We start from the raw sequence: 24,133 nt of genomic DNA, 5'->3' as shown, positions 1-24,133 counted from the left end.
TCTGGTTTACAGATGCAATGGCGTTTCCTAGCCTGATTCCACCGGTGAAGACGCCGGTCGGAATGGAGTTTCGGCATGTCGAGTCACGAGGTCGACGTGGTCGTCGTCGGCGCAGGCCAAGCGGGCATCGCGATGAGCGAGCACCTGAGCGCACGCGGCGTCACGCACGTCGTGCTGGAGCGCGACCGGATCGCCGAACGGTGGCGCACCGGGCGCTGGGACTCGCTCGTCGCGAACGGTCCCGCCTGGCACGACCGGTTCCCCGGCCTCGAGTTCGCCGGCCTCTCCCCCGACGCGTTCGCGTCGAAGGACCGGGTCGCCGAGTACTTCGTGGAGTACGCGCAGTTCATCGCCGCCCCGGTGCGCACCGGTGTCGAGGTCGTCTCGGTGCGTCGGCGCGACGGCGAGCCCGGCTTCGACGTCGACACCACCGACGGCTCGTACGTCGCCCGCTTCGTCGTGGCCGCGACCGGTCCCTTCCAGAAGCCCGTCATCCCGGCGATCGTTCCGGACGGCGCGAGCGTGCACCAGCTCCACTCGAGCTCGTACCGCAACCCGCAGCAACTGCCCGACGGCGGCGTGCTCGTCATCGGGGCCGGCTCGTCGGGCGTGCAGATCGCCGACGAACTGCGCGCCGCCGGACGGCAGGTGCACCTCGCCGTCGGCCCCCACGCCCGCCCGCCCCGCGCCTACCGCGACCGCGACTTCTGCTGGTGGCTGGGGGTCCTGGGCAAGTGGGATGCCTCGGCTCCCGCCGCCGGCGCGGAGCACGTGACGATCGCCGTGAGCGGGGCGCGCGGCGGCCACACCGTCGACTTCCGCCGCCTCGCCGCCGACGGCATCACCCTCGTCGGCCGTGCGAGCGCGTACGACGACGGCGTCATGCACTTCGCCCCCGACCTCGCCGCGAACATCGAGGGCGGCGACGCCGACTACCTGGCGCTCCTCGACGAGGCCGACGCCTACGTCGAGCGCAACGGCCTCGACCTCCCCGAGGAGCCCGAGGCGCGCCGCCTCGGCCCCGACCCGGCGTGCGTCACCGACCCGGTGCTCGAGCTCGATCTCGCCGCCGCGGGCGTCACCTCGATCGTGTGGGCGACCGGGTTCGCGGCCGACTACGGCTGGCTCGAGGTCGACGCGTTCGACGAGCGCGGCCGGCCCCGCCACCAGCGCGGCGTCTCGGTCGAGCCCGGCGTGTACTTCCTCGGCCTGCCGTGGCAGTCGCGCCGCGGGTCGAGCTTCATCTGGGGCGTGTGGCACGACGCCAAGTACGTGGCCGACCAGATCGGCATCCAGCAGAGCTACCGCGCCTACGACGAGGCGGCCTCGGTGACGACCGCGGCCGCAGCCGAGGCATCCGCCCCCGACGTCGCCGCCCTCACCACGACAGGAGCCCTCCGTTGACCACGCACACTCGCATCCGGCCCTTCAACACGAAGGTCACGTACCCCGAGCAGAACCTCGACAACGACCTCTGCCAGGCCGTCGTCGCCGGCGGGGTCGTCTACCTCCGCGGCCAGATCGGGCAGGACCTCGAGACGCGCGAGTCGGTCGGCATCGGCGACGTCGAGGCGCAGGCCGAGCAGGCCATGGCCAACATCGCGATGCTCCTCGAGGAGGCCGGGTCGTCGCTCGACGACATCGTGAAGGTCGTCGTCTACCTGATCGACCCCCGCTACCGCGAGCCCGTCTACCGGGTCATGGGGCGCTGGCTGAAGGGCGTCTTCCCGGTCTCGACCGGACTCGTGGTGAGCGCGCTCGCGCGCCCCGAGTGGCTCGTCGAGATCGACGCGACCGCGGTCATCAGCGCCCGCACCGAAGGAGCCGGCGCATGACCTTCTCGATCGTCGCCCGGGATGCCTCCGGCGCCATCGGCTCCGCCATCTGCTCGTCATCGCCCGCGGTGGCCGCCCGCTGCGTGCACCTCGCCGACGGCGTCGGCGGCGTCAACTCGCAGAACGTCACCGACCCGAGGCTCGGACCTGCCGTGCTCGAGCGGCTCGCCGCGGGCGACTCGGCCGCCGAGGCGCTCGCCGCCGTCGCCGACGGCCGCGAGCACCTCGAGTTCCGCCAGCTCCTCGTCGTCGACGCCGAGGGCCGCACCGCCGTGCACTCGGGGCAGCGTGCGCTGGGCGTGTTCGCCGACGCCCAGGGCGGTGCACGGGGCGACGGCGTCGCCGCCGGCGGCAACATGCTGGCGTCGGCCGACATCCCCGCGGCGATGGTGGTGCGGTTCGAACAGACCGAGGGCGATCTCGAGATGCGCCTCCTCGCGGCGCTGCGCGCCGCGATCGACGCGGGCGGCGAGGCCGGGCCCGTGCACTCCGCCGGGCTCTCGGTCGTGCGCGGCAACGGCTGGCGGGTCACCGACCTGCGGGTCGACTGGGTCGACGACGACCCGATCGGCGAGCTCGGACGACTCGTCGAGGTCTGGCTGCCGCAGCGCGACGACTACGTCACGCGCGCGCTCGACCCGTCGGCCGCGCCGTCGTACGGGGTGCCCGGCGATGAGTGAGTCGGTCGCAGCGGCGAGCGCCGCCGCCACGATGAACGCGAGCGTCGCGATGAGGCGAGCCGCGGATGCGGCGGTCGCCGAGGCCTCCGCCTCGCTCGTCGCCCTCTCCGAGACGCTGCACGCGCACCCCGAGACGGCCTGGCAGGAGCACCGCGCTGCCGGCTGGGTCGGCGACGCGCTCGCCGCCGCGGGGTTCGACGTCACGACGGCCTACCTCGGCTACGACACCGCCCTGCTCGCCGAGGCGGGCAGCGGGCCGGTGACGATCGGCATCATGGCCGAGTACGACGCGCTGCCCGGGCTCGGGCACGCGTGCGGGCACAACCTCATCGCGGCGAGCGCGGTCGGCGCCGGGCTCGCACTCGCGCGGGTCGCCGACGAGCTGGGCATCACGGTGCGGGTCTACGGCACCCCGGCCGAAGAGGGCGGCGGCGGCAAGATCGAGCTCATCGAGGCGGGCGCGTTCGGCGACCTCGACCTCGCGATGATGGTGCACCCGGGGCCCGTCGACGTCGCCGAGGCGCGGCCGTTCGCCGTCTCGCACAGCCACGTCGCCTACGACGGCGTCTCGGCGCACGCGGCGGCCTACCCCGACGACGGCGTCAACGCGAACGACGCGTTCCTCGTCGCGCAGGTCGCGATCGGCCTGTTGCGCCAGCAGCTGCCCGCCGACACGCGGGTGCACGGCATCCAGACCCTCGGCGGCTTCGCGCCGAACGCGATCCCCGAGCGCACCGAGGGCCGCTGGTACGCGCGCGCGAGCTCGCTCGCCGAGCTCGAGGTGCTGGAGGAGCGCGTGCGCCGCTGCTTCGAGGCGGGAGCGCTCGCCTCGGGCGCGAGCCTCACGATCACGCCCGAGTCGAAGCCCTACGCCGAGTTCCGCACCGACGAGCGGGCGCTCGCGGCCTACCGGGCGAACGCGCTCGAGCGCGGCCGCGTCTTCGCCGACCCGCTCGTGGCCGGACGCATGAATCGCGCCTCGACCGACATGGGCAACGTGTCGCAGCTCGTGCCCGCGATCCACCCGTACATCGGGGTCGGCTCGCTGCCGCACACCAACCACCAGAAGGAGTTCGCGGCGGCCTGCGTCGGCGCTGCCGCCGAACGCGCCCTCACCGACGCCGCCGTCCTGATGGCCTGGACGGCGATCGACGTCGTCACCTCGGACGACCCCGCCTCGAACCCCCGGGAGCACGCATCATGACCACCATCGACTGGGCGGCGCGCAGCCGCGAACTCGCGATCGACGGCCGCGCGGTCATCGACGGCCGGCGGGTGGATGCCTCGGAGGGCGCCACGATCCCGGTGATCAGCCCGGGCTCGCTCACCCACCTCGCAGACCTCGCCGCGGGCACCGAGCGCGATGTCGACCTCGCCGCCGACCGTGCCAGGCAGGCGTTCGACGACGGCCGCTGGAGCCGCCTCGACGCGGCCGAGCGCGGGCGCGTGCTGGTGCGCCTCGCCGACCTCATGATGGAGCACCTCGACGAGCTCGCCCTGCTCGAGACGCTCGACTCGGGCAAGCCGATCGCGCAGACCCGCGTCGTCGACGTACCGGGCGCCGCCGCGACGTTCCGCTGGTACGGCGAGCTCGCCGACAAGCGGTTCGACGAGATCCCGTCGACCCCGCCCGGCTCGACGGCACTCGTGCGCCGGGTTCCGCTCGGCGTCGTCGGTGCGATCGTGCCGTGGAACTACCCGCTCGAGATCGCCGCGTGGAAGCTCGCGCCGGCCCTCGCGTCGGGCAACAGCGTGGTGCTGAAGCCCGCGACCGAGACCTCCCTGACCGCGCTGCGGCTCGCCGACCTCGCGCTCGAGGCGGGCATCCCCGCGGGCGTGCTCAACGTCGTCCCGGGTCGCGGCTCGACCGTCGGCGGGCGCATCGCGCGCCATCCCGGTATCGACGTGCTCGCGTTCACGGGATCGACCGCCGTCGCCAAGCAGCTCATGGTCGATGCCGGCACCTCGAACATGAAGCGCGTCGCGCTCGAGGCGGGCGGCAAGAGCTCGAACCTCGTCTTCGCCGACGCCGACCTCGGACTCGCCGCCGCGAAGGCGGCCTTCGGTGCGTTCTACAACCAGGGACAGGTGTGCTCGGCGAACTCGCGCATCCTCGTCGAGCGGAGCGCCCACGACGAGTTCGTGCAGCTCCTGGCCGAGGCATCCCGTGCGTACGAGCCGAGCGACCCGCTCGCGGGCGCCGACGGCAACGGCAGCCTCATCAGCCGGGCGCACGCCGACGACGTCGGCGCGGCGATCGCGCTCGCGGCCGGCGACGGCACGCTCGTCAGCGGCGGTGAGCGCGTGACGATCACCGGCTCCGACGCCTACCTGCGGCCTGCGATCGTGACCGGCCTCGCCGCCGACCACGACCTGCATCGCGTCGAGGTGTTCGGCCCGCTCGTGGCGGTGCTGCCGTTCGACGGCGAGGACGAGGCCGTGCGGCTCGCGAACGCCACCGACTACGGGCTCGCCGCCTCGCTGTGGACGACCGACCTCGCCCGCGCGCACCGCCTCTCGGAGCGGCTCGTCGCCGGCACCGTCTCGGTCAACACCGTCGACGCGCTCGGGCTGACGACGCCGTTCGGCGGCTTCCGGCAGTCGGGCTTCGGCCGCGACCTGTCGCGCCACGCCCTCGACAACTACACCGACTGGAAGACGACGTGGTTCCAGTGGGCGTGATGCGGGTCGCCGCCGTCGTCGGGCGTCGTGCAGGGATCGGCAAGCTCCGGGCGGCGACGGGCAAGACCCCGGCCGACCCCGGTGGGAGGCTGGCACTCATCCAGCCGGGCACCGAGCCCTCGACGACGTGAGCCACCCATGACGACCATCACCGCCACCGCCGACCGGCGCGGCGCGGCCACGCGCGCGCACGGGTCGTCGCGGCCGCCGCGCCGCGCGTCGGCGGCGGTGGCCGTGCGCGCCGCGATGGCCGCGGTCGCCGCGCTCTGCGTCGGCCTGCACGTGTGGCTCGCCGTCGGCGCCCCCGACTGGCGCTCGCTCGCCATGCTCGCGCTCGCGGCGGCGTGCGCCGCCTGCATGCTGCACCGCGGAGGCACGGCGCTGCCCTCGACGGGCGAGTGGAGCCTGATGGCGGTGGCCGCGCTCGCGATGCTCGTCGTCCACCTCACGGGCGTGGGAGGCGCGGGCGGGCACCATGCGGCGGCCCTCGTCGGCGGCTCCGGCGATGCGGATGCCCCGATCGGCGGTGCGACGGCGGCGGTGCATGCCCTCGCGCCCACGCTCGCGGCGATCGAACTCGGCGTTGCGATGCTCGCCCTCGTGGTCGGCGGAGTACGGCGGCGATCCGAGCGCGGGTGCGTGACGACCGTCGTCCGTTCGGGCGATGCCGGTTCCGCCTCACGATGAGGCGGAACCGGCACAGCTGAATTCCGCCGAAGCGTCGAGAGCCGTGGTCCCTCGCACGCCGAGCCGTCGATGGGCGCGGCGAGGAACGATCGGCTTCAGTCCGCGAGCGGGCCGCCCGACGGCGCCGCGAACTCCTCGAGCGCGGCGAGCACGTCGGCCGAGAGCTCGGCCCTGCTGGCGGTGACCGCCTCGTCGATCTGCCCCGGGCGCGACGCGCCGATGATGGCGGTGGTCACGGCGGGGTTGCGCAGCACCCAGGCGACCGCGAGCTGCGGGATCGACAGGCCGGCCTGCTTCGCGACGCCGTCGATGCCGCGGATGCGGCGCAGGTAGTCGTCGGTGATGGCCGACCCGTCGAGGAACCGGCTGTTCGCCGCCCGCGAATCGGCGGGGATGCCGCCGTCGAGGTACTTCGCGGTCAGCAGTCCCTGCGCGAGGGGCGAGAACACGGCGCTGCCGACCCGGAGCTCGGTCAGCAGCGGGAAGAGCTCGGCCTCGGGCGTGCGATCGAACAGCGAGTACCGCGGCTGGTGGAGCAGCAGCCGCACGCCTTCTCCTGCGAGCAGCTCGTGGGCGCGGCGCGCGAGCGGTGCCGGGTAGTTCGAGATGCCGACGTAGAGCGCCTTGCCGCTGCGCACGATGTCGACGAGCGCCTGCATGGTCTCCTCGATGGGCGTCTCGGGGTCGACGCGGTGCGAGTAGAAGACGTCGACGTGGTCGGTGCGCATGCGGGCGAGGCTCTGCTCGAGCGAGCGGACGAGGTACTTGCGCGATCCGCCGTCGCCGTACGGGCCCGGCCACATGTCGTAGCCCGCCTTCGTCGTGACGAAGAGCTCGTCGCGGTAGCGGCCGAGATCGGTCTCGAGCACGCTCCCGAACGTCGACTCGGCGGCGCCGTACGGCGGCCCGTAGTTGTTCGCGAGGTCGACGTGCACGATGCCGCGATCGAACGCGTGCAGCAGGATCTGCCGCTGGCTCTCGATCGAGCGGTCGCGCCCGAAGTTCTGCCAGAGCCCGAGCGAGATGCGCGGCAGTCGCACGCCGCTCGCGCCCGCGCGCCGGAAGGGCACGTCGTCGTATCGCGTGGCCGCGGCCGCGTGCGGGGTCACGAGTCGGGGGTCGTCGGCGGGAATGGGCATGGTGCTCCTCTGCGCGGAAGGGATCCCCCCGAAACGCTACTGGAAGCGCGACCCCTCACGGGAGCGGCTGCACGAAGGTGAGTTGCGACCCGTCCTCCTCGATGAGCGGTCCCAGCGCGGTGTTGAACACGGCCCCGTACGGTGCGGCGAGGTGCGCGGCGAAGGCCGCGGCGTCGCGGTACGCCTCGGTGACGATGAAGCGGCGACCCGCCGGTGCGGGGCCGGCGACCACGGCCTCGGCCCCTGGCGCGGGCACGGGCGCGCGCACGACCCTGAGCGGGGTGAAGTCGAGGCATCCCGGTTCACGGCGCACGTCCTCGGTGAGCGCGAGGAGGAGGCGCTCGACCTCCTCCTCGCGCCCCGGCAGGGCGGTGAACTCGGCGACGAGACGCACCGGTCCGGCGGGTCGCCCGGGTCGCGTCATCCCTGCGACGCGCCCGTCATGATCGCGACCGCGTCGGTCATCGAGTGCGACTCGGGCGTGATCGTCGCGGCGCGCTTGCCGAGCCTCTGGATGTGGATGCGGTCGGCCACCTCGAACACGTGCGGCATGTTGTGCGAGATGAGGATCACGGGGATGCCCTGGTCGCGCAGCCGCTTCACGAGCTCGAGCACCTGGTTCGACTCGCGCACGCCGAGCGCGGCGGTCGGCTCGTCGAGCACGACGACCTTCGACCCGAAGGCTGCGGCGCGGGCGACCGCGACGGCCTGGCGCTGGCCGCCCGACAGGTTCTCGACCGGCACCGTGACGTCCTGCAGGGTCGAGATGCCGAGCGAGGTGAGCTGTTCGCGCGCCTGCTTGCGCATGCCCTTCTGGTCGACGACGCGGAACACCGAGCCGAGGATGCCCTTCTTGCGCACCTCGCGGCCGAGGAACAGGTTGGAGGCGACGTCGAGCGCTGGCGAGACGGCGAGGTTCTGGTACACCGTCTCGATGCCGGCCGCCCGCGCGTCCTGCGGGCGCTTGAAGTGCACCGGCTGCCCGTCGAGGAACAGCTCGCCCTCGTCGGGGACGTAGGCGCCGGTGAGGCACTTGATGAGCGTCGACTTGCCCGCGCCGTTGTCGCCGATCACGGCGAGCACCTCGCCCGGGTAGAGCTCGAGGCTGACGCCGTCGAGGCCGACGACCCGGCCGAAGGTCTTCACGAGCCGGCGTGCCTGCAGCACGGGGGTGCGGGTTTCCGTTGCGGCCCCTGCGGGCGTTGCGGTGGTCATTTGCGTACCTTCCGAATCCACTGGTCGACCGAGACGGCCACGATGATGAGCACGCCGACGGCGAACGTCTGCCAGAGCACGTCGAGCCCGGCGAGCGAGAGCCCGTTGCGGAACACGCCGACGATGAGTGCGCCGAGCAGGGTGCCCCACACGGTGCCACGGCCGCCGAAGAGGCTCGTGCCGCCGATGACGACGGCGGTGATCGAGTCGAGGTTGAGCTCGGCGCCCGCGTTCGGCGAGGCGGCGTTGGTGCGGCCGATCTGGATCCACGCGGCGAGCGCGAGGATCGCGCCGGCCGCGAGGTAGACGCTCATGAGCACGCGGCTGACGCTGATGCCGGCGAGCCGCGCGGCCTCGGGGTCGTCGCCGACCGCGTAGACGTGCCGCCCCCACGCGGTCTTCGACAGGATCAGTGCGATCGCCACGTAGAGCAGCAGCATGAGCAGCACGCCGACCGTGAAGTTGACCCCGCCGATGTCGAACGTCGAACCCGTCCAGGTGAGGAGTTCGGGCATCTCGCCGCCGCGCACCGTCGCACCGCCCGAGTAGAGCAGGGTGAGCGCGACGAAGATGCTGAGCGTGCCGAGGGTGACGATGAAGGGCGGCAGCTTGAGCCGCGTGACGAGCACGCCGTTGAGCGCGCCGGCGGCGAGCCCGACGACGAGCCCCAGCAGCAGCGCGAGCACGGCGGGGATGCCCTGGTTCACGCTCGTCTGCGCGATCACCATCGAGCTCAGCACCATGGCGGCGCCGACCGAGAGGTCGATGCCGGCGGTCAGGATGACGAGCGTCTGCGCGACGGCGAGGGTGCCGACGACGGCGACCTGCTGGGTGATGAGCGAGAGGTTCGCCGGGTTGAGGAACCGGTCGTTCAGCAGACCGAAGACGATGACCGCGATGACGAGCACGATCGCGGGGCTGATCGCCGGGTAGCGGTGCAGGACGTTGCGGATGCGGCTGAGCGGCGTTGAGCGGTCGAGGAACTCCTCGGCCAGGTCGAGCGCCGAGGTCGGCGGCCCGCTGGTGGGCTGGGCCGGCGCCGCGGGCGCCGGTTCGGTGGTGTGCTGACTCACGTTGAGACTCCGTCGTGTCGGTCGGTGCGGTGGTACGAGGGGCGGGATGCCGCGGAGCGGCGTCGCCCGGGCGGTCGGTGCGGGCCGGGGAGGGGCGGGATGCCGCAGCATCCGTCACCCGACCCGCACCGGGTTCAGGCGGCTGGTGCGATCAGCCCCAGCAGATCTCGCCGGCTTCGGCGGTGTCGATCGACTCGACGCCGTCCTGGGGGTCGTCGGTGACGAGGGCCACGCCGGTGTTGAAGAAGTCGAGGCCGTCGCTGGTCTCGGGCTTCTCGCCGGTCTTCACGAGGTCGAAGATCGCCTGCACGCCGAGGTCGGCCATCTTCACCGGGTACTGCTGGCTCGTCGCGCCGATCACGCCGTCGGCGACGTTCTCCACGCCCGCGCAGCCGCCGTCGACCGAGACGACGATGAGGTCGTCGGTCGCACCGGCCGCCTTGAACGCCTGGTACGCGCCGTACGCCGCGGGCTCGTTGATCGTGTAGACGACGTTGATGTCGGGGTTCTTCGACAGCAGCGTCTCGGCGGCGGTGCGGCCGCCGTCTTCGGCACCCTGGGATGCCTCGTTGCCGACGATCTCGTACTCGCCGCCCGAGTAGTCGCCGGTCTTCTCCTCATCGCCGTTCGTCTGGTCGTCGGCGAGGTCGATGCCCATGCCGTCGAGGAAGCCCTGGTCGCGAGCCCAGTCGACCGACACGACCTTGTCGTCGAAGAGGTCGATCATGGCGATCGTCGCCTTCTCGCCGTCGAGCTTCGCGGCGGTCCACTCGCCGATCTCCTGGCCGGCGAGGAAGTTGTCGGTCGCGAAGGTGATGTCGGCGGCCTCGGGGTCGGCGGGCGGGGTGTCGAGGGCGATGACGTAGAGGCCGGCGTCGCGGGCCTTCACGAGCGCGTCCTCGACGCCGGGGCCGTTCGGGGTGATCAGGATGCCGGCGTCGCCCTTCGAGATGGCGTTCTCGATCGCCTGGATCTGGGTGTCCTCGTCGCCGTCCTCCTTGCCCGCGGCGAGCGTGAGGTCGACGCCGAGCTTGTCGGCGGCGGTCTTCGCGCCGTCCTGCATCGCGACGAAGAACGGGTTGGTCGTCGTCTTCACGATGAGCGAGACGCCGATCTCCTCGTCGCTGCCCGACGCGCTCGAGCCGTTGCCCGACGCGCAGCCCGTGAGGGCCAAGGCGGCTGCGGCGGTGATCGAGACGCCGGCGATCAGTCGACGGCGGAGCCCGCCGGTTGCTGCGTGATTCATCGATGAATCTCCTCTGGTGTGGGGGACCCGTTGTCCTCCTGACAACGATGTCAAAGGTAGGTCTAGCCGATCACCATGTGTATAGTCAAGTCCAACGAGCACATTGGAGACCGAAACGTGACACCGTTGTCAGAGTCGGAGCCCGCAGCGGGCGGCACCCGATCGCGACCCACCATGCGACACGTCGCCGCGCTCGCGGGCGTCGGCGTGAAGACCGTCTCGCGCGTCATCAACGGCGAGCCCAACGTCTCGGCCGCAACGATCGAGAAGGTCAACGCCGCCGCCCGCAAGCTCGACTACCAGCCCGACCTGCACGCCGGCAACCTCCGTCGCGCCGATGGCCGCACCCGCACCCTCGGGCTCCTCGTCGGCAGCGTCGACAACCCCTTCGCCGGCGCCGTGCATCGCGCCGTCGAAGACGCGGCGGCCGACCGGGGCGTGGCCGTCTTCGCCTCGAGCCTCGACGACGACCCCGCCCGCGAGCAGGAGGCGGTCGCGGCGTTCCTCCGTCGCCGGGTCGACGGCCTCATCCTCACGACGGTCTCCGAGAGCCAGGCGTACCTCGCGCCCGAGCTGCGCCGCGGCACTCCCGTCGTCTTCGTCGACCGCGAGCCCGCAGGCCTCACCTCCGACTCCGTCGTCAGCGACAACGCCGACGGTGCGGCGCTCGCCACCCGCCACCTGCTCGAGCACGGCCATCGCCGCCTCGCCTACCTCGGCGACCGGGCCGGAATCCAGACCGCGCGAGAGCGCCGCCGCGGATTCCTCGAGGAGCTCGGCCGGGCCGGCGTCGCGACACGCGACATCCCCGTCGTCGAAGGCCTGCACGACGAGGTGACCGCCCGCGAGGCCACCCTCGCCCTGTTCGCGGGCGACCAGCCGCCGACCGCGATCTTCAGCTCGCAGAACCTCGTGACGATCGGCGTGATCCGGGCACTGCGCGAACTCGGTCGACACCACGACACCGCGCTCGTCGGATTCGACGACGTACCGCTCGGCGACCTGCTCGATCCCGGCATCACCGTCGTGGCGCAGCATCCGCAGGAGATCGGCCGCCTCGCCGCCGAGCGCGTCTTCGCACGCCTCGACGGCGACGAGGCGCCCGCGCTCCGCACGGTCGTGCCCACGACGCTCATCGTGCGCGGATCGGGCGAGCTGCCTCCGAAGGCCGAGCGGTGACGGGCGCGACGACGCCGGGCGGTGCGCGGCCTCGCGCCACGCGGGTGACCGTCATCGGCGACGCGCTCATCGACGAGCTGCGCGACCTGCTCGGCGCGCGGGAGTTCGTCGGCGGCGCCGCACTGAACGTCGCGGTGGGCCTGTCGCTCCTCGGCGACGACGTCACGCTCGTCGCGATGGTCGGCGACGACGAGCCGGGGCGGCGCATCCGCGCGTACCTCGCCGATTACGGCGTGCGGCTCGTCGCGACCCCGTCGCCTCTCGGCACGTCGCGCGCGATCTCCGACCGCCGTGACGGCGAGCCGCGCTACGAGTTCAACGAGGCCGCGCGGCGACGACGACTCGACTTCGACGACCGGGCGCGTTCGGCGATCGCCGGGGCCGACCTCGTCGTCGTGAGCTGCTTCCCCTTCGACGACGCGCGGCAGCTCGACGCCCTCGTCGAAGCGATCGATGAGCCCGAGCGCCGGCTCGTCGTCGACGGCAACCCGCGCGAGGGCATGCTGCGCGACCGCGCCGCGTTCCTCGCCGGGTTCGAGCGCGTCGCCGCACGTGCCCTGCTCGTGAAGGTCGGCGACGAAGACGCCGCACTGCTGCTCGGCGACGGGCTCGACGCGTTCGTCGCGCGCCTGCGCGGTGCCGCGTCCGTCGACGCCCCGGATGCCTCGCGCACCCGCCCCCTCGCCGTGCTGGCCACCGCCGGGCGCGAGGGCGCGTCGGTGCATCACGGAGGCGTGCACGTGCACGCCGGCATCGCCTCGCTGCCGGGCCCGGTGATCGACACGATGGGGGCGGGCGACGCGACCCTGTCGGCCGTCGCGCACCACATCGGCCATGGCGGGATGCCCGTCGACGAGGCATCCTGGTCGGTCGCCCTCGACGCCGCGATGACGATCGCGGCCGCGACCGTGCGCCATGAGGGCGCCCTGCTGCGGGTGCCGCACCTGGTCGGGCCGGCCGACGCGCTCGGCAGCTGACGCGCACCGCCGCGCTCGGCGTCCTGCCCGCGTGACACCCGGCGAAACGGCCCTTGCATTGTCCGGCGGACACTGCGTAGCATCGCCGGCGTCGAACCTGATAACGATGTCACCTCGGGTGACGACTTCCGCGCAATGAAGGGCGAATCGATCGATGACGACGGTATCAAGACTCCGTTTGGCCGCAGTCGCGGCCGTGACCGCGGCGGGCTGCACGCTCGCCGCAGCGGCACCGGCGATGGCCGATGACCCACCCGACCCGGCGAGCGAGCAGTACCGGCCGTACCTGCACTTCTCGCCCGAACGCAACTGGATGAACGACCCCAACGGCATGGTGTACGAGAACGGCACCTGGCACCTGTTCTTCCAGCACAACCCGAACGGCACCCGCTGGGGCAACATGAGCTGGGGCCACGCCACGAGCACCGACCTCGTGCACTGGGAGGAGCAGCCGCTCGCGATCCCCCAGACCTTCGACGAGTCGGGCACCGCGATCGAGGACATCTTCTCGGGGTCGGTCGTCGTCGACGAGGGCAACACGACGGGCTTCGGCACCGCCGACGACCCGGCCCTCGTCGCGATCTACACGAGCGCCTACACCGGCGCCCACCCGACGCACGCGGGCAAGCAGGCGCAGTCGCTCGCCTACTCGCTCGACCACGGGCAGACGTGGACGAAGTACGAGGGCAACCCGGTCTACGACCGCGACTCGGCGAACTTCCGCGACCCGAAGGTGTTCCGCTACACGAACCCCGGGACCGGCGAGTCGTACTGGGTGATGGCCGCGGTCGAGGCGACGAGCTACCAGGTGATCCTCTCGCGCAGCGACGACCTGAAGTCGTGGACCGAGCTCAGCACCTTCGGCCCGGCGAACGCGACCGGCGGCATCTGGGAGTGCCCCGACCTGTTCCCGCTCGCGGTCGACGGCGACCCGGCGAACACCAAGTGGGTGCTCGTCGTGAACCTCAACCCCGGCGCGCCGAACGGCGGCTCGGGCGGCCAGTACTTCGTCGGCGACTTCGACGGCACGACGTTCACGTCGGAGAGCACCGTGAGCGCCGACCAGTTGCCCGACGGCACCGTCTTCGCGGGTTTCGACGACGGCACGTACGACGGCTGGACGGTGAGGAACGAGCCGGGCAACTGGAAGAACGGCCCGTGGGGCGACGCACCCGCGGCCGGCAGCCTGCCCGGCCAGAACCCGGTGTCGGGCTTCATCGGCGCCGGCCTCGTCAACGGCTTCAACGACGGCGACTGGCCGGTCGGCACCATCGACTCGCCGACCTTCACCGTCGAGCACGACGTCGTCAACCTGCTCGTCGGCGGCGGCAACCACCCCCACGTCGAGGGCGCACAGCTCGGCAACGAACCGCCGGCGGGTCGTACCCTCTTCGACTTCGAGCTGCCCGACGGCACGACCCTCGCCGACAGCGGCTGGACCGTGACGGGCGACTTCGCGACCGATCCGGCACGCAACCCCTCGACCGCGGGCGGTGAGTACTCCCTCGGCCAGAAGCGCATCAACACCTGGGAGGGCGGCCCGAAGGGCGACGACAACACCGGCGACCTCACCTCGCCGGCCTTCACGATCGAGCCCGGAGAAGACCATCTGAGCTTCCTCGTCGGCGGCGGCAAGCGCACCGACGGCTCGCTCGACGTGCAGCTCCTCGTCGACGGCGAGGTCGTGCGGTCCGCAACCGGTCCCGAGGCGGGCGCCCTGAACTGGCGGAGCTGGGATGTCTCGGAGTACGCCGGCCGCGAGGCCAGGCTGCGCGTGCACGACGCCGCCACCGGCGGCTGGGGCCACCTGACCGCCGACCACTTCGTGCTGGGTGCCGAACCGGCGGTCGTGCGCTCGGATGAGACCACCGTCAACCTGATCGTCGACGGCGAAGTCGTGCGCTCGTCGACCGGCACGAACAGCGAGGGCCTCGACTGGCGCAGCTGGGACGTGTCGGAGTTCGCCGGCCGCGAGGCATCCATTCGGATCGTCGACAACAACCGGTCGGGCTGGGGTCACGTGCTCGTCGACCAGGTGATGTTCGCCGATGCCGCGGCGACGCCGCGCATCGAGGGCTACGACTGGCTCGACTGGGGGCGCGACTACTACGCCACGGTGTCGTTCAACAACGCGCCCGACGGCCGCCGCGTCATGCTCGGCTGGATGAACGACTGGGACTACGCGCAGGACATCCCGACGGGCTCGTGGCGCAGCGCCATGACGCTGCCGCGCGAGGTCGCGCTCGTCAGCACGCCGAAAGGACCGCGCCTGACGCAGCAGGTCGTGCCCGAGTTCGCCGAGCTCGAGCAGCCCGACCGCGCCTTCATCGATCCGGCGGCAGCCGCCGGCGGCCGGGCGATCGCCTCGGGAACCGAGACCCTGCCGATCTCGGGCGACCGGGTGCGCATCGACGCGGTCATCGACCCCGGTTCGGCGGATGCCGCTGGGCTGACCGTGCTCGGCGACGACGAGTCGGCGACGCGAATCGGCTACGACGCTCGGTCGGGTCGGCTCTTCGTCGACCGCCGCGACTCGGGCGTCACCGACTTCCACCCCGCCTTCGCGTCGGTCGACGACGTCGCCGCGCCGCTCGCCGACGGGCGCATCGCGCTCACCGTCTGGGTCGACCGCGCCTCGGTCGAGGTGTTCACGGCCGACGGGCGCACGACCATCACCGACCAGGTGTTCCCGAACGCCGGCGCCGACCGCATCGGGCTCTTCGCCGACGGCGGCGACGCCGCGCTCGAATCGCTCACGGTGACGCCGCTCAACGGCGCGATGTGGAAGGAGGCCGGGGCCGACGGCGCGACTTCCGCGCCCCCGAGCGCGGAGGTGACGGCGCTCACCGGCCCGCGCAAGGGACCCGACGCCGACGGCGACTACGAGATCAAGGTGAAGACCGGCAAGGGCCGGCCGACCACGGTCGTGCGGCTGCTCGAGAGCGGCCGCGTGATCGACCGGGCCTACCGCGGCGCCGATGCCGAGCGCGTCGTCGCGTTCGAGATCGAGGATGCCTCGCCGGGCGAGCACCGCTACACGGTCGAGCTCGAGAACTCGGCCGGCGTGACCGCCGGCGGCGAGGTCACGGTGCACGTCGCCGGATGAGACCGGGTGGGGCGCCCGTCGTGCTGACCGGGCGCCCCACCCTCGTCCGTCGGCGTGATGCCGCGACGGAGATGCGGAAATACCGCCCGTCGACTTCCGGCAGGAGCAGAATGCGGCATAACGGATGCGAGCCCGCATGCCGTGCCACAGCGAGGCGGTCCTCGCCGCCTCTCGCCCACGGAAGGGTGTTCTCATGGTTCCCGAGATCAACTACTGGACCGTCCTGCTCGCCACCCTCTCGAGCATGGTCATCGGTTCGATCTGGTACGCCCCGAAGGTCTTCGGCATGAAGTGGGCGAAGCTCGCCGACGTCGACATCGACCGACCGGGGGCGAGCGCCGTCGGGCCGATCGTCGTCACCGTGCTCGTGAGCTTCATCACGGCCTGGGTGCTCGCGGGCAGCACGGCGATCGCCTGGCACTTCTACGGCGGCGGATTCCTGCTGTCGGCCGTCGTGACGGCGATCGCGCTCTGGGCCGGCTTCACGGCCGCTCGCTTCATCACGCACGACGCCTTCGAGGGGCGCCCCGCCGCGCTCACCACGATGAACATCGCGCACGAACTCGTCACCGTCGTCGTGATGGCGATCATCATCGGCGTCTGGCCGCCCGCGGGCACGGTCTAGTCCCGGGCACGTTCTCTCCCCTGCATAGGGGCCGGGATGCGCGAGGGCCCTGCGACGTACGCCGGGCCTTCACGGCACTCGGGTCACAGCGAGGTCGCGACCCACCAGCCGATGATGAAGAGCCCCATCACGATGAAGAGCAGGCCGATGACCACGAACAGGGCCCGGCTCGGGGCGCGCGCCGCCGCGCGCCCCGGGCGCGACCGGCGCTCCGCCGCGATCGTCTCGGCGAGCCACCTCCGCCGGGTGACGAGCGCGATGCCGGCGACGAGGGCGAGCACCGCCCATGCGAGCGCGAAGACCAGGCCGAGTTGCACCACGTCAGCCTAGCTGTGAGCGGCGCGCTGCCGACGCACGTGGCGGTGAGGCGCAGCGGAGATGCGAAAGGCCCGGCACTTCCGAAGAAGACCGGGCCGATGGTAGCGAGGGCGGGACTCGAACCCGCGACACCACGGAGGCGACGGGGTCGTTCTCGAGATAGTCATCGCGATCCGGAAGTCTCGGATTTTCTCGGGCTGACCCGGGATTCCTTGAGAGAACGGATGCTGTGAGTGCGATGCTACACGGACGAGCTGGGAACGTTTGGGGTCTCCTCGGACCAATATCCGTTGAGTATGCGTGCGCGCATCAGATCGTCGACATGTGCGCCCGCCCAAGCGCGCCTCACATGGAATCGGCGTCGACGAATACCTGACCTCGTGCGTGGCCCCGGTGCCGCATGCGGCTTCCGGCCCCGCCCGCGGCACGCGCCGGGGCTGGGCCGTCCGCATGGGCTGAGCGATCCCCGTGAAGTGAGACGAGGCTGCTCAGGCGCCCCGAGACCTCCCCGACTCGATCGCCCGACAGCCGTCACCGCATCGTGGCGCGCCTATGCGACGCCAAGCACCTCGTTGGCCAGCGGCGCAAGCGTTCTCTGCTCGGATATCGGGGCCGGGAGGTCACCGCGATCCATGCCGATCCGGTTGTGCCACCAGACCGGCATCCCCACGCCGGCGGCACCCGCAATGTCGAATTTCGAACCCGCGACGAACAGCGTTCGCGCCGGGTCGGTGCCAAGCTCGTCCAGGGCGAGCCGGTAGGGCTCCGGCCGTGGCTTGTAGGCGCCGGCCCGTTCCGACGTCACGACGACCTGGAGCGGAGTCCTGAGGAGACGAGCCGCGCGGTGCCCGAGGTCTTCCGAACAGTTGGTGACCGCGCCCAGCCGGACGTGTTGACCGAGCCGGCCGAGGGTCTCTGGTGCATCAGGCCATGGCTGGAGTTCATCCCAGGTGTTGACGAGCATCTGAACCGCAGCCTGCCCGACGCCTTCCTGCTGCGCCGCTTCAGCGACGACGGCCTCGTACGGGCGGTACTCGCCTGCCCCGTAGGTGAGTTCCAGATAGCGTTGGCGCCATCGCGCGCCGAGCTCCGCGCTGCCCGCCGCAGCGTTCCACAGCGACCACGAGTCGAGGAGCGCGGTCAGGAGATCGAAGAGTACGGCGTCGTACCGAGGTTTCATGAGTGGATGTCCGTTCGATCGGGCGGAGCCGCGGGAGCAATCGCCACGGCGAGCTTGGCTGCGAGGCGGGACCCGCTGTCGATCAGCCATCGGCGAGGGTCGGAGATCGCCGCTCGGGTCGACCCTGCGGATTCCGTCAACGAGATGGCCAAGGCGAACCCGTCCGTCGCGGCGACGATCCTCCCGGCGACGAGTGCCGTGGGAACGTGAGCACGGCGCGCGATGCCGAGCACTTCGGAGGGCACCTTCCCTGCCAATGACTGCCCATCGAACTGGCCCTCTCCGGTGATGACGAAGTCAGCGTCGGTGACGGCTTCGGCGAGGCCGATCGCGTCGGCGACCACCGATGCTCCCAATTCCAGGCTGGCGCCCCAGACCATGAGCCCGTAGCCGGTACCGCCGGCGGCCCCAGCACCAGCGGAGTCGTGCGCGACACGGACGCCCGCTTCACCCAGAACGGAGACATAGTGGTCCAACGCTCGTTCGAGGACGTCGACTTCGTCCGCATCGGCACCCTTCTGCGGGCCGAAGACGGCGGCCGCTCCGTGCGGTCCGAGCAGCGGATTGGTGACGTCCGACAGCCCGATCACGCCCCTGCTCGGGACACGGGCAAGGCCTGCGAGATCGGTGGTTCGGAGCCTCATGAGCCCCCGACCGCCGAGACTGATCGGCTGGCCGTCGGCAGTGGTGAATCGTCCGCCGAGGGCCGAAAGCATGCCGGACCCGCCATCCGTGGATGCGCTCGAGCCGAGGGCGACGAGGACCCGGGTGACCCCCGCATCAAGCGCCGTCGAAATGACCTGACCGAGTCCGAACGTATGGGCATCGAGCGGCGAAAGCGCGTCCATCAGAGTGATGCCGGAAGCACTCGCGAGCTCCACAGCCGCGGTCCCGTCGGGGAGCATGAGCCACGGCGCGTTCATCGCCCTGCCGTCTGGGCCGAAAACTCGGGCGTGCTCCCACGAGGCGCCCGGAATGGCGGTGGCGAGCGCTGCGAGAGTCCCCTCACCGCCATCCGCCATGGGTTTGAGCACGAGCTCGTCTTCCGGGCGTCGGGTCTTCCAGCCGGCCGCGATCAGCTTCGCGGCTTCGTCCGCACCGACAGTTCCCTTGAACGAGTCGGGCGCTACCACCACCTTCATCAGGCGTGCCCGACCGGCCGCACCGGTAGGGAGTACTGACGGGGAAGGGAGAACACGTGGAACCTACCCCTCGATCGCCTCGGCGATCTCGCTGCCGAGTCGAACCGTCGTGCCCCGACCTCCGAGATCCGGGGTGAGCATCGAGTCGTCGGAGATCTCGAGCACGGCTTCGATCGCCGCGACGATAGCGTCGCCTGCTTCGGGGTGGCCGAGGTGGTCGAGCATCATGGCGCCTGCCCAGATCTGGCCGATGGGGTTCGCGATGCCACGGCCGGCGATGTCGGGTGCTGACCCGTGGACCGGCTCGAAGAGGCTCGGGAAGGTGCGCTCGGGGTTGATGTTTGCGCTCGGTGCGATGCCGATCGTTCCGGTGCAGGCCGGTCCGAGGTCGGACAGGATGTCGCCGAAGAGGTTGCTCGCCACGACGACGTCGAACCAGTCGGGATGAAGGACGAAGTTCGCCGCGAGGATGTCGATGTGGTACTGATCACGGTCGATGTCGGGGTGCTCCTCGCCGACGGCTGCGAATCGTTCGTCCCAGTAAGGCATCGAGATCGTGATCCCGTTGCTCTTGGTGGCGGAGGTGATGTGCTTCTTCGGTCGACGGTCAGCGAGGTCGTATGCGTAGCGCAGCACCCGGTCGACGCCGGTGCGAGTCATGACGGTCTGCTGCATCACGACCTCACGGTCGGTTCCGTCGAAGATTCGGCCACCGATCGCGGAGTACTCCCCCTCAGTGTTCTCGCGGACGACGACGAAGTCGATGTCGCCCGGCCCGCGACCGACGAGGGGCGACTCGATGCCGGGCATCAGCCGGCAGGGCCGCAGGCTGATGTACTGGTCGAAGGTGCGGCGGAACTGGATGAGGCTTCCCCACAGCGAGACGTGGTCCGGGACGACGTCGGGCCAGCCGACGGCACCGAAGAAGATGGCGTCGAATCCGCGCAACGTCTCGAACCAGTCGTCCGGCAGCATCTGCCCGTGCTGCTGCCAGTACGGTGCAGAGGCGAAGTCGAACCATTCGTATTCCAGCGGGATGCCGAAGCGCTTCGCGGCGGCGTCGAGGGCGCGGATCCCTTCGGGGACCACCTCGGTGCCGATGCCGTCGCCGGGGATCACGGCGATGCGGTGGGCGCGTTCAGTCATGGAGAGTTCCTGTCTTCGTCGGTGTGCGGAGCGGCTCGGTGGACGGGCGCGGACCTAGACGGCGGCCCGCTCCTCCGGGTAGTGGCAGGCGACGCGTTGTCCGTCGCCGAGCCCGGCGAGCGGCGGCTCGACGGCCGCGCAGAGCTCGGTCGCCTTCCAGCACCGGGTGCGGAAGCGGCATCCGGACGGCGGGTCGACTGGGCTCGGTACGTCGCCGCCGAGAACGATCCGCTGCCGACCGCGCTCGACCCTGGGGTCGGGGACCGGGATCGCGGACAGCAGCGCTTGGGTGTACGGATGCTTCGCGTGATCGAACAACTGATCCACCGGGGCTTCCTCGACGAGCTTGCCGAGGTACATCACGCCGACTCGGTCGCTGAGGTGCCTGACCACCGAGAGGTCGTGCGCGATGAAGAGGTAGCCCAGGCCGAGGTCTCGCTGGAGGTCGTCGAGCAGGTTCAGCACACCGGCCTGGACGCTGACGTCGAGCGCGCTCACGGGCTCATCGAGGACGATGAGCGACGGCTCGACGGCGAGGGCCCGGGCGATGCCGATGCGCTGACGCTGACCGCCCGAGAACTCGTGCGGGAATCGGCTGCCATGCCGAGGGTCGAGCCCGACCTGCTCGAGCAGTTCGTTGATCCGGGCCGCCCGGTCGGTCCGGTGCAGTCCGTGGATCTCGAGCGGCTCGCTGAGCGTCGCACGCACCGTCTTTCGGGGGTTCAGCGACGCGTAGGGGTCTTGGAAGACGAACTGGACGCGTCGCCTCAGGCTGCGAAGCGCCGAGCCTCCGATCGACGTGATGTCCTCGCCATCGAGGGCGATGGTGCCGGCGGTGGCGGTCTGCAGGCGGGCGACGGTTCGGCCGAGTGTCGACTTCCCGCAGCCGGACTCGCCGACGAGTCCGTAGGTCCTGCCGGCAGCGACCTCCAGGCTCACGTCGGAGACCGCTTGGACGATCTCGCCGCCGCGACCGAACAGCCCACCGCCGCCGACCCGGTACTCCTTGACCAGCCCGCCGACTTCGAGTGTCGCCGTCATCGTGCCTCCACCTGCCATTCGCCGACACGCACGCATGCCGCCACATGCCCGTCGCCGACCTCGACCGCCGGTGGCACCGCGACGTCGCAGCGGCCGGCGATCGCGTACCTGCAGCGGGGCGCGAATCGGCAGCCGGGCGGCCAGGCGGTCGATACGGGCGGTTGCCCGGGGATCTGGAACAGCCGCTCGTCGCGGGAACGCCGGTCGAGGCGAGGCAACGAAGCAAGGAGGCCGGCCGTGTAGGGGTGCGCGGTCTCGTAGAAGAGCGGCTCGACCGGGGCGGACTCGACGACCCCACCGGAGTACATCACGAGGACCCGGTCGGCGCTGCCCGCGACGACGCCCAGGTCGTGGGTGATGAGCATGACGGTCGTGCCGGTCCGGGCCTGCACCTCGCGCAGGACGTCGAGGATCTGCGCCTGCACGGTGACGTCGAGGGCGGTCGTCGGCTCATCGGCGATCAGCAGATCGGGCTCGTTCGCGATGCTCATGCCGATCATCACTCGTTGGCGCATGCCGCCCGAGAACTCATGCGGGTAGCGCGCCATCCGCTGGTCCGGGGAGGGGATCCCGACCAGGGTCAGCAGCTCGATCGCGCGGGCACGGCGCGCTTCCCCGCTCATGTCGGGGCGATGCACCCGGACAGCCTCGATGAGCTGGTCACCGACGGTCATCACCGGGTTCAGGGCGGTGAGCGCGTCCTGGAACACGATCGCGATCTGCCGGCCTCGCACCTCGCGAAGCTCGTCCTCGGAGAGCCCGACCAGCTCGCGACCACGGAACCGGATCGAACCGGTCACGACGGCGGCCTTCGGCAGGATCCCCATGATCGCCATCGCGGTCATCGACTTCCCGGAGCCCGACTCCCCCACGATGCCCAGCGTCTCCCCCTCGCGCAGCACGAAGGAGACGTCCTCGACCGTGCGGGCGAGACCGGAATCGGTCGGGAAGCCGATGGAGAGGTGCTCGACCTCGAGCAGGATGTCGGTACTCACAGGTGCTTCCCTTGCGGATCGAGGGCGTCGCGCAGCCCGTCGCCGATGAAGTTGACGGCGAGCACGGTGACCAGGATGAACAGCCCCGGGAAGTAGAGGAGGTACACCTGCGGCGTGCCGACGTACCCGGCGGCCTGGCTGAGCATGGAACCCCAGCTCGTCTGCGGCGACTGCACGCCGAAGCCGAGGAAGCTGAGGGTCGACTCGGCGATGATCGCGGATGCGACGGCGAGGCTCATGCCGACGGCGACCACGCCGGCGAGATTGGGAAGGAGGTGAGCGAGGATGATCCGGAGGTTCGACGCCCCGATTCCGCGGGCGGCCTCGATGAAGTCCTTCTCCCGGAGCGAGAGCACCTGCGCCCGCACCACCCTCGCGATGTACGTCCAGCCGAGTGCGGTGAGCGCGAACACGATCGTGACCGGCGAGGGACCGAGACCTTGCACGATGACCGCGAGCAGCGCGATCGCCGGGACGATGAGGAAGAGGTCGGTGATGCGCATGAGGAGCTCACCGACCCAGCCGCCGAGATAGCCGGCGACCGCGCCGAGCGTCGTGCCGACGAGCGTGGACAGCAGGGCGACGAACAGGCCGATCGCGAGGGAGATGCGTCCGGCGTAGAGGATCTCGCTCAGGAAGTCCCGTCCGAGCTCGTCGGTGCCGAGCAGGTGCTCGGCCGACGGCGCTGTCGGCCCGAGCAGCAGATCCTGTTGGCCCTGAGGGTAGGGGGCGATCCAGTCGGCGCCGAAGCACACGATCATGAGCACGAGCAGGACAATCATGCTCCCGAGCGCGAGCCGATGCTTCAGGAAGCGTTGCAGGAGCTGGCGACCTGACCCCTGTTGCACGTCCTGTTCGGCGAGGAGTTCCTCGTTCCCAGCCAATCCGGCCCCGCTCATCGCAGCCTCACTCTCGGGTCCAGTAGTGCGTAGCCGACGTCGGCCAGCAGGTTGCAGATCACGACGGCGATCGCGACGACGATCATCCACGGCAGCAGCACGAAGACGTCGCCGGCGACGAGCGAGTCGAGGAAGAGCCGCCCCATGCCCGGGATCGCGAAGATCTGTTCGGTCACGACGAGCCCGCCGATCAGCACAGCCGCGTCGAGCGCGACGACGGTCACGAAGGGGGCGAGCGAGTTGCGAACGGCGTGCCGCCAGATGATCTGTCGTCGAGGCACGCCCTTCGCGCGTGCGGTCCGCACGTAGTCGCTCGACATGGCATCGAGCATCGCTGCCCGGCCGAATCGGCTCCAGGTCGCGACCAGGGCGATCATGAGCGCCGCGACGGGGAGCACCAGGTGCCTGACGTAGTCGAGGTTGAAGCCCTCTTGCCCCGGCGAGTGCAGTCCGATGAAGTACAGCGGGGGCTCGGCGAGGCCGAACTGCTCCTTCGGCCAGACCGCGAAGGTCTGGATGAGGATGAGCCCGAACCAGAAGGCGGGCATGGCGATACCGAGGTACGCAGTGCCGGTCAGCAGGTTGTCACCGAGCGAGTAGCGCCGGACGGCGGAGTAGACGCTGACGAGGCCCGCGACGACGACCGCGACGAGCAGTCCCCAGAACGCGAGCTGGATGGTCGGCCAGAGCGCCTCGCCGATGAGCTGGAGCACTGGCGAACCGGTTCGCGAGCTCGTACCCCAGTCACCGGTGACGAAGCTCCGCAACCAGAGGAAGTACTGTTCGAGGATGGAGCGGTCGAGCCCGAGTCGCTCGATCTCGCGCGCGACCGCGGTGGGATCCTGCGCCTGCCGAAGCTTCGCGAGCGGATCGAAGGTCGAGCGAACGGCCCAGAAGAGCACGAAAGAGGCCACCAGGATCACCGGGATCGAATACAGCACTCGTCGGATGATGAAGGTGAACAACGT

At 71.1% G+C, this 24,133-nt stretch carries 24 protein-coding genes; 11 read left to right on the top strand and 13 right to left on the bottom strand.

Annotation, left to right across the window (positions count from 1 at the left end; all coding sequences use genetic code 11):
- Nucleotides 1-75: 75 nt before the first annotated feature.
- From ACFWGP_RS10290 to ACFWGP_RS10260, 7 genes are read left to right on the top strand one after another with little or no spacing between them, the layout of a single operon-like run.
- Nucleotides 76-1,404: a flavin-containing monooxygenase gene (locus ACFWGP_RS10290; protein WP_376930851.1), complete on the top strand. Its 1,329-nt coding sequence runs from the start codon at nucleotides 76-78 to the stop codon at nucleotides 1,402-1,404.
- Nucleotides 1,401-1,835, top strand: coding sequence for a RidA family protein (locus ACFWGP_RS10285; RefSeq protein ID WP_376930850.1), 435 nt, complete (start codon nucleotides 1,401-1,403; stop codon nucleotides 1,833-1,835). Before ACFWGP_RS10290 ends, ACFWGP_RS10285 begins: the two co-directional genes overlap by 4 nt.
- Nucleotides 1,832-2,515, top strand: coding sequence for a DUF1028 domain-containing protein (locus ACFWGP_RS10280; RefSeq protein WP_231428735.1), 684 nt, complete (start codon nucleotides 1,832-1,834; stop codon nucleotides 2,513-2,515). The genes ACFWGP_RS10285 and ACFWGP_RS10280 overlap by 4 nt, the downstream gene beginning before the upstream one ends.
- Nucleotides 2,508-3,719, top strand: coding sequence for a M20 family metallopeptidase (locus ACFWGP_RS10275; protein ID WP_376930849.1), 1,212 nt, complete (start codon nucleotides 2,508-2,510; stop codon nucleotides 3,717-3,719). The genes ACFWGP_RS10280 and ACFWGP_RS10275 overlap by 8 nt, the downstream gene beginning before the upstream one ends.
- Entirely contained in the window at nucleotides 3,716-5,197 is a 1,482-nt protein-coding gene (locus ACFWGP_RS10270; protein WP_376930848.1) for an aldehyde dehydrogenase family protein, read from the top strand. Before ACFWGP_RS10275 ends, ACFWGP_RS10270 begins: the two co-directional genes overlap by 4 nt.
- The gene (locus ACFWGP_RS10265; protein WP_376930847.1) at nucleotides 5,197-5,328 is read left to right on the top strand and encodes a hypothetical protein; all 132 of its coding nucleotides are present in this window, start codon (nucleotides 5,197-5,199) and stop codon (nucleotides 5,326-5,328) included. The genes ACFWGP_RS10270 and ACFWGP_RS10265 overlap by 1 nt, the downstream gene beginning before the upstream one ends.
- A 7-nt stretch (nucleotides 5,329-5,335) precedes the next feature.
- A complete protein-coding gene (locus ACFWGP_RS10260) occupies nucleotides 5,336-5,884 on the top strand; it encodes a hypothetical protein (protein ID WP_376930846.1) in 549 nt (182 codons plus the stop codon).
- A 95-nt stretch (nucleotides 5,885-5,979) separates the two neighbouring features.
- Here ACFWGP_RS10260 and ACFWGP_RS10255 read toward each other — a convergent pair whose 3' ends face one another.
- The 5 genes from ACFWGP_RS10255 to ACFWGP_RS10235 form a co-directional block, all read right to left on the bottom strand.
- A complete protein-coding gene (locus ACFWGP_RS10255; protein WP_376930845.1) occupies nucleotides 5,980-7,023 on the bottom strand; it encodes an aldo/keto reductase in 1,044 nt (347 codons plus the stop codon).
- A gap of 55 nt (nucleotides 7,024-7,078) precedes the next feature.
- Nucleotides 7,079-7,447, bottom strand: a complete 369-nt coding sequence (locus ACFWGP_RS10250; protein ID WP_376930844.1) for a putative quinol monooxygenase — start codon at nucleotides 7,445-7,447, stop codon at nucleotides 7,079-7,081.
- The gene (locus tag ACFWGP_RS10245; RefSeq protein WP_231428740.1) at nucleotides 7,444-8,238 is read right to left on the bottom strand and encodes an ATP-binding cassette domain-containing protein; all 795 of its coding nucleotides are present in this window, start codon (nucleotides 8,236-8,238) and stop codon (nucleotides 7,444-7,446) included. Before ACFWGP_RS10245 ends, ACFWGP_RS10250 begins: the two co-directional genes overlap by 4 nt.
- Complete coding sequence (locus ACFWGP_RS10240) at nucleotides 8,235-9,311, bottom strand: ABC transporter permease (RefSeq protein WP_231428741.1); 1,077 nt, start codon at nucleotides 9,309-9,311, stop codon at nucleotides 8,235-8,237. The genes ACFWGP_RS10245 and ACFWGP_RS10240 overlap by 4 nt, the downstream gene beginning before the upstream one ends.
- A 151-nt stretch (nucleotides 9,312-9,462) precedes the next feature.
- On the bottom strand, nucleotides 9,463-10,557 hold the full coding sequence (locus ACFWGP_RS10235; RefSeq protein ID WP_231428742.1) for a substrate-binding domain-containing protein: 1,095 nt from the start codon (nucleotides 10,555-10,557) through the stop codon (nucleotides 9,463-9,465).
- 174 nt (nucleotides 10,558-10,731) lie between these two features.
- Between ACFWGP_RS10235 and ACFWGP_RS10230 the strand changes: the two genes are divergently transcribed.
- From ACFWGP_RS10230 to ACFWGP_RS10215, 4 genes are all read left to right on the top strand, one after another.
- Entirely contained in the window at nucleotides 10,732-11,736 is a 1,005-nt protein-coding gene (locus ACFWGP_RS10230; protein WP_376930843.1) for a LacI family DNA-binding transcriptional regulator, read from the top strand.
- A complete protein-coding gene (locus ACFWGP_RS10225) occupies nucleotides 11,733-12,713 on the top strand; it encodes a PfkB family carbohydrate kinase (RefSeq protein WP_231428744.1) in 981 nt (326 codons plus the stop codon). Before ACFWGP_RS10230 ends, ACFWGP_RS10225 begins: the two co-directional genes overlap by 4 nt.
- 238 nt (nucleotides 12,714-12,951) lie before the next feature.
- The gene (locus ACFWGP_RS10220) at nucleotides 12,952-15,819 is read left to right on the top strand and encodes a GH32 C-terminal domain-containing protein (protein WP_376931048.1); all 2,868 of its coding nucleotides are present in this window, start codon (nucleotides 12,952-12,954) and stop codon (nucleotides 15,817-15,819) included.
- A 193-nt stretch (nucleotides 15,820-16,012) separates the two neighbouring features.
- Complete coding sequence (locus tag ACFWGP_RS10215) at nucleotides 16,013-16,444, top strand: DUF1761 domain-containing protein (RefSeq protein ID WP_231428745.1); 432 nt, start codon at nucleotides 16,013-16,015, stop codon at nucleotides 16,442-16,444.
- 83 nt (nucleotides 16,445-16,527) lie between these two features.
- Here the strand turns inward: ACFWGP_RS10215 and ACFWGP_RS10210 are convergent, their stop codons facing one another.
- From ACFWGP_RS10210 to ACFWGP_RS10175, 8 genes are all read right to left on the bottom strand, one after another.
- Nucleotides 16,528-16,761, bottom strand: coding sequence for a hypothetical protein (locus ACFWGP_RS10210; protein WP_275506191.1), 234 nt, complete (start codon nucleotides 16,759-16,761; stop codon nucleotides 16,528-16,530).
- 551 nt (nucleotides 16,762-17,312) lie between these two features.
- The gene (locus ACFWGP_RS10205) at nucleotides 17,313-17,942 is read right to left on the bottom strand and encodes an HAD-IA family hydrolase (RefSeq protein WP_376930842.1); all 630 of its coding nucleotides are present in this window, start codon (nucleotides 17,940-17,942) and stop codon (nucleotides 17,313-17,315) included.
- Nucleotides 17,939-19,084: a glycerate kinase gene (locus ACFWGP_RS10200; protein ID WP_376930841.1), complete on the bottom strand. Its 1,146-nt coding sequence runs from the start codon at nucleotides 19,082-19,084 to the stop codon at nucleotides 17,939-17,941. Before ACFWGP_RS10200 ends, ACFWGP_RS10205 begins: the two co-directional genes overlap by 4 nt.
- Before the next feature lie 63 nt (nucleotides 19,085-19,147).
- Entirely contained in the window at nucleotides 19,148-20,230 is a 1,083-nt protein-coding gene (locus tag ACFWGP_RS10195; protein ID WP_275506188.1) for a tartrate dehydrogenase, read from the bottom strand.
- A 54-nt stretch (nucleotides 20,231-20,284) separates the two neighbouring features.
- Complete coding sequence (locus ACFWGP_RS10190; RefSeq protein ID WP_275506187.1) at nucleotides 20,285-21,271, bottom strand: ABC transporter ATP-binding protein; 987 nt, start codon at nucleotides 21,269-21,271, stop codon at nucleotides 20,285-20,287.
- Nucleotides 21,268-22,266: an ABC transporter ATP-binding protein gene (locus tag ACFWGP_RS10185; RefSeq protein WP_275506186.1), complete on the bottom strand. Its 999-nt coding sequence runs from the start codon at nucleotides 22,264-22,266 to the stop codon at nucleotides 21,268-21,270. The genes ACFWGP_RS10190 and ACFWGP_RS10185 overlap by 4 nt, the downstream gene beginning before the upstream one ends.
- Complete coding sequence (locus ACFWGP_RS10180) at nucleotides 22,263-23,165, bottom strand: ABC transporter permease (RefSeq protein ID WP_275506185.1); 903 nt, start codon at nucleotides 23,163-23,165, stop codon at nucleotides 22,263-22,265. Before ACFWGP_RS10180 ends, ACFWGP_RS10185 begins: the two co-directional genes overlap by 4 nt.
- Complete coding sequence (locus ACFWGP_RS10175) at nucleotides 23,162-24,130, bottom strand: ABC transporter permease (protein WP_275506184.1); 969 nt, start codon at nucleotides 24,128-24,130, stop codon at nucleotides 23,162-23,164. Before ACFWGP_RS10175 ends, ACFWGP_RS10180 begins: the two co-directional genes overlap by 4 nt.
- Between the last annotated feature and the right edge of the window lie 3 nt (nucleotides 24,131-24,133).

The organism is Agromyces sp. NPDC127015 (genome assembly GCF_042725165.1).
In the GTDB taxonomy this organism is placed as follows: domain Bacteria; phylum Actinomycetota; class Actinomycetes; order Actinomycetales; family Microbacteriaceae; genus Agromyces; species Agromyces chromiiresistens.
The sequence above is the reverse complement of the archived record's forward strand: the minus strand, read 5'-3'. Positions and strand labels throughout refer to the sequence as shown.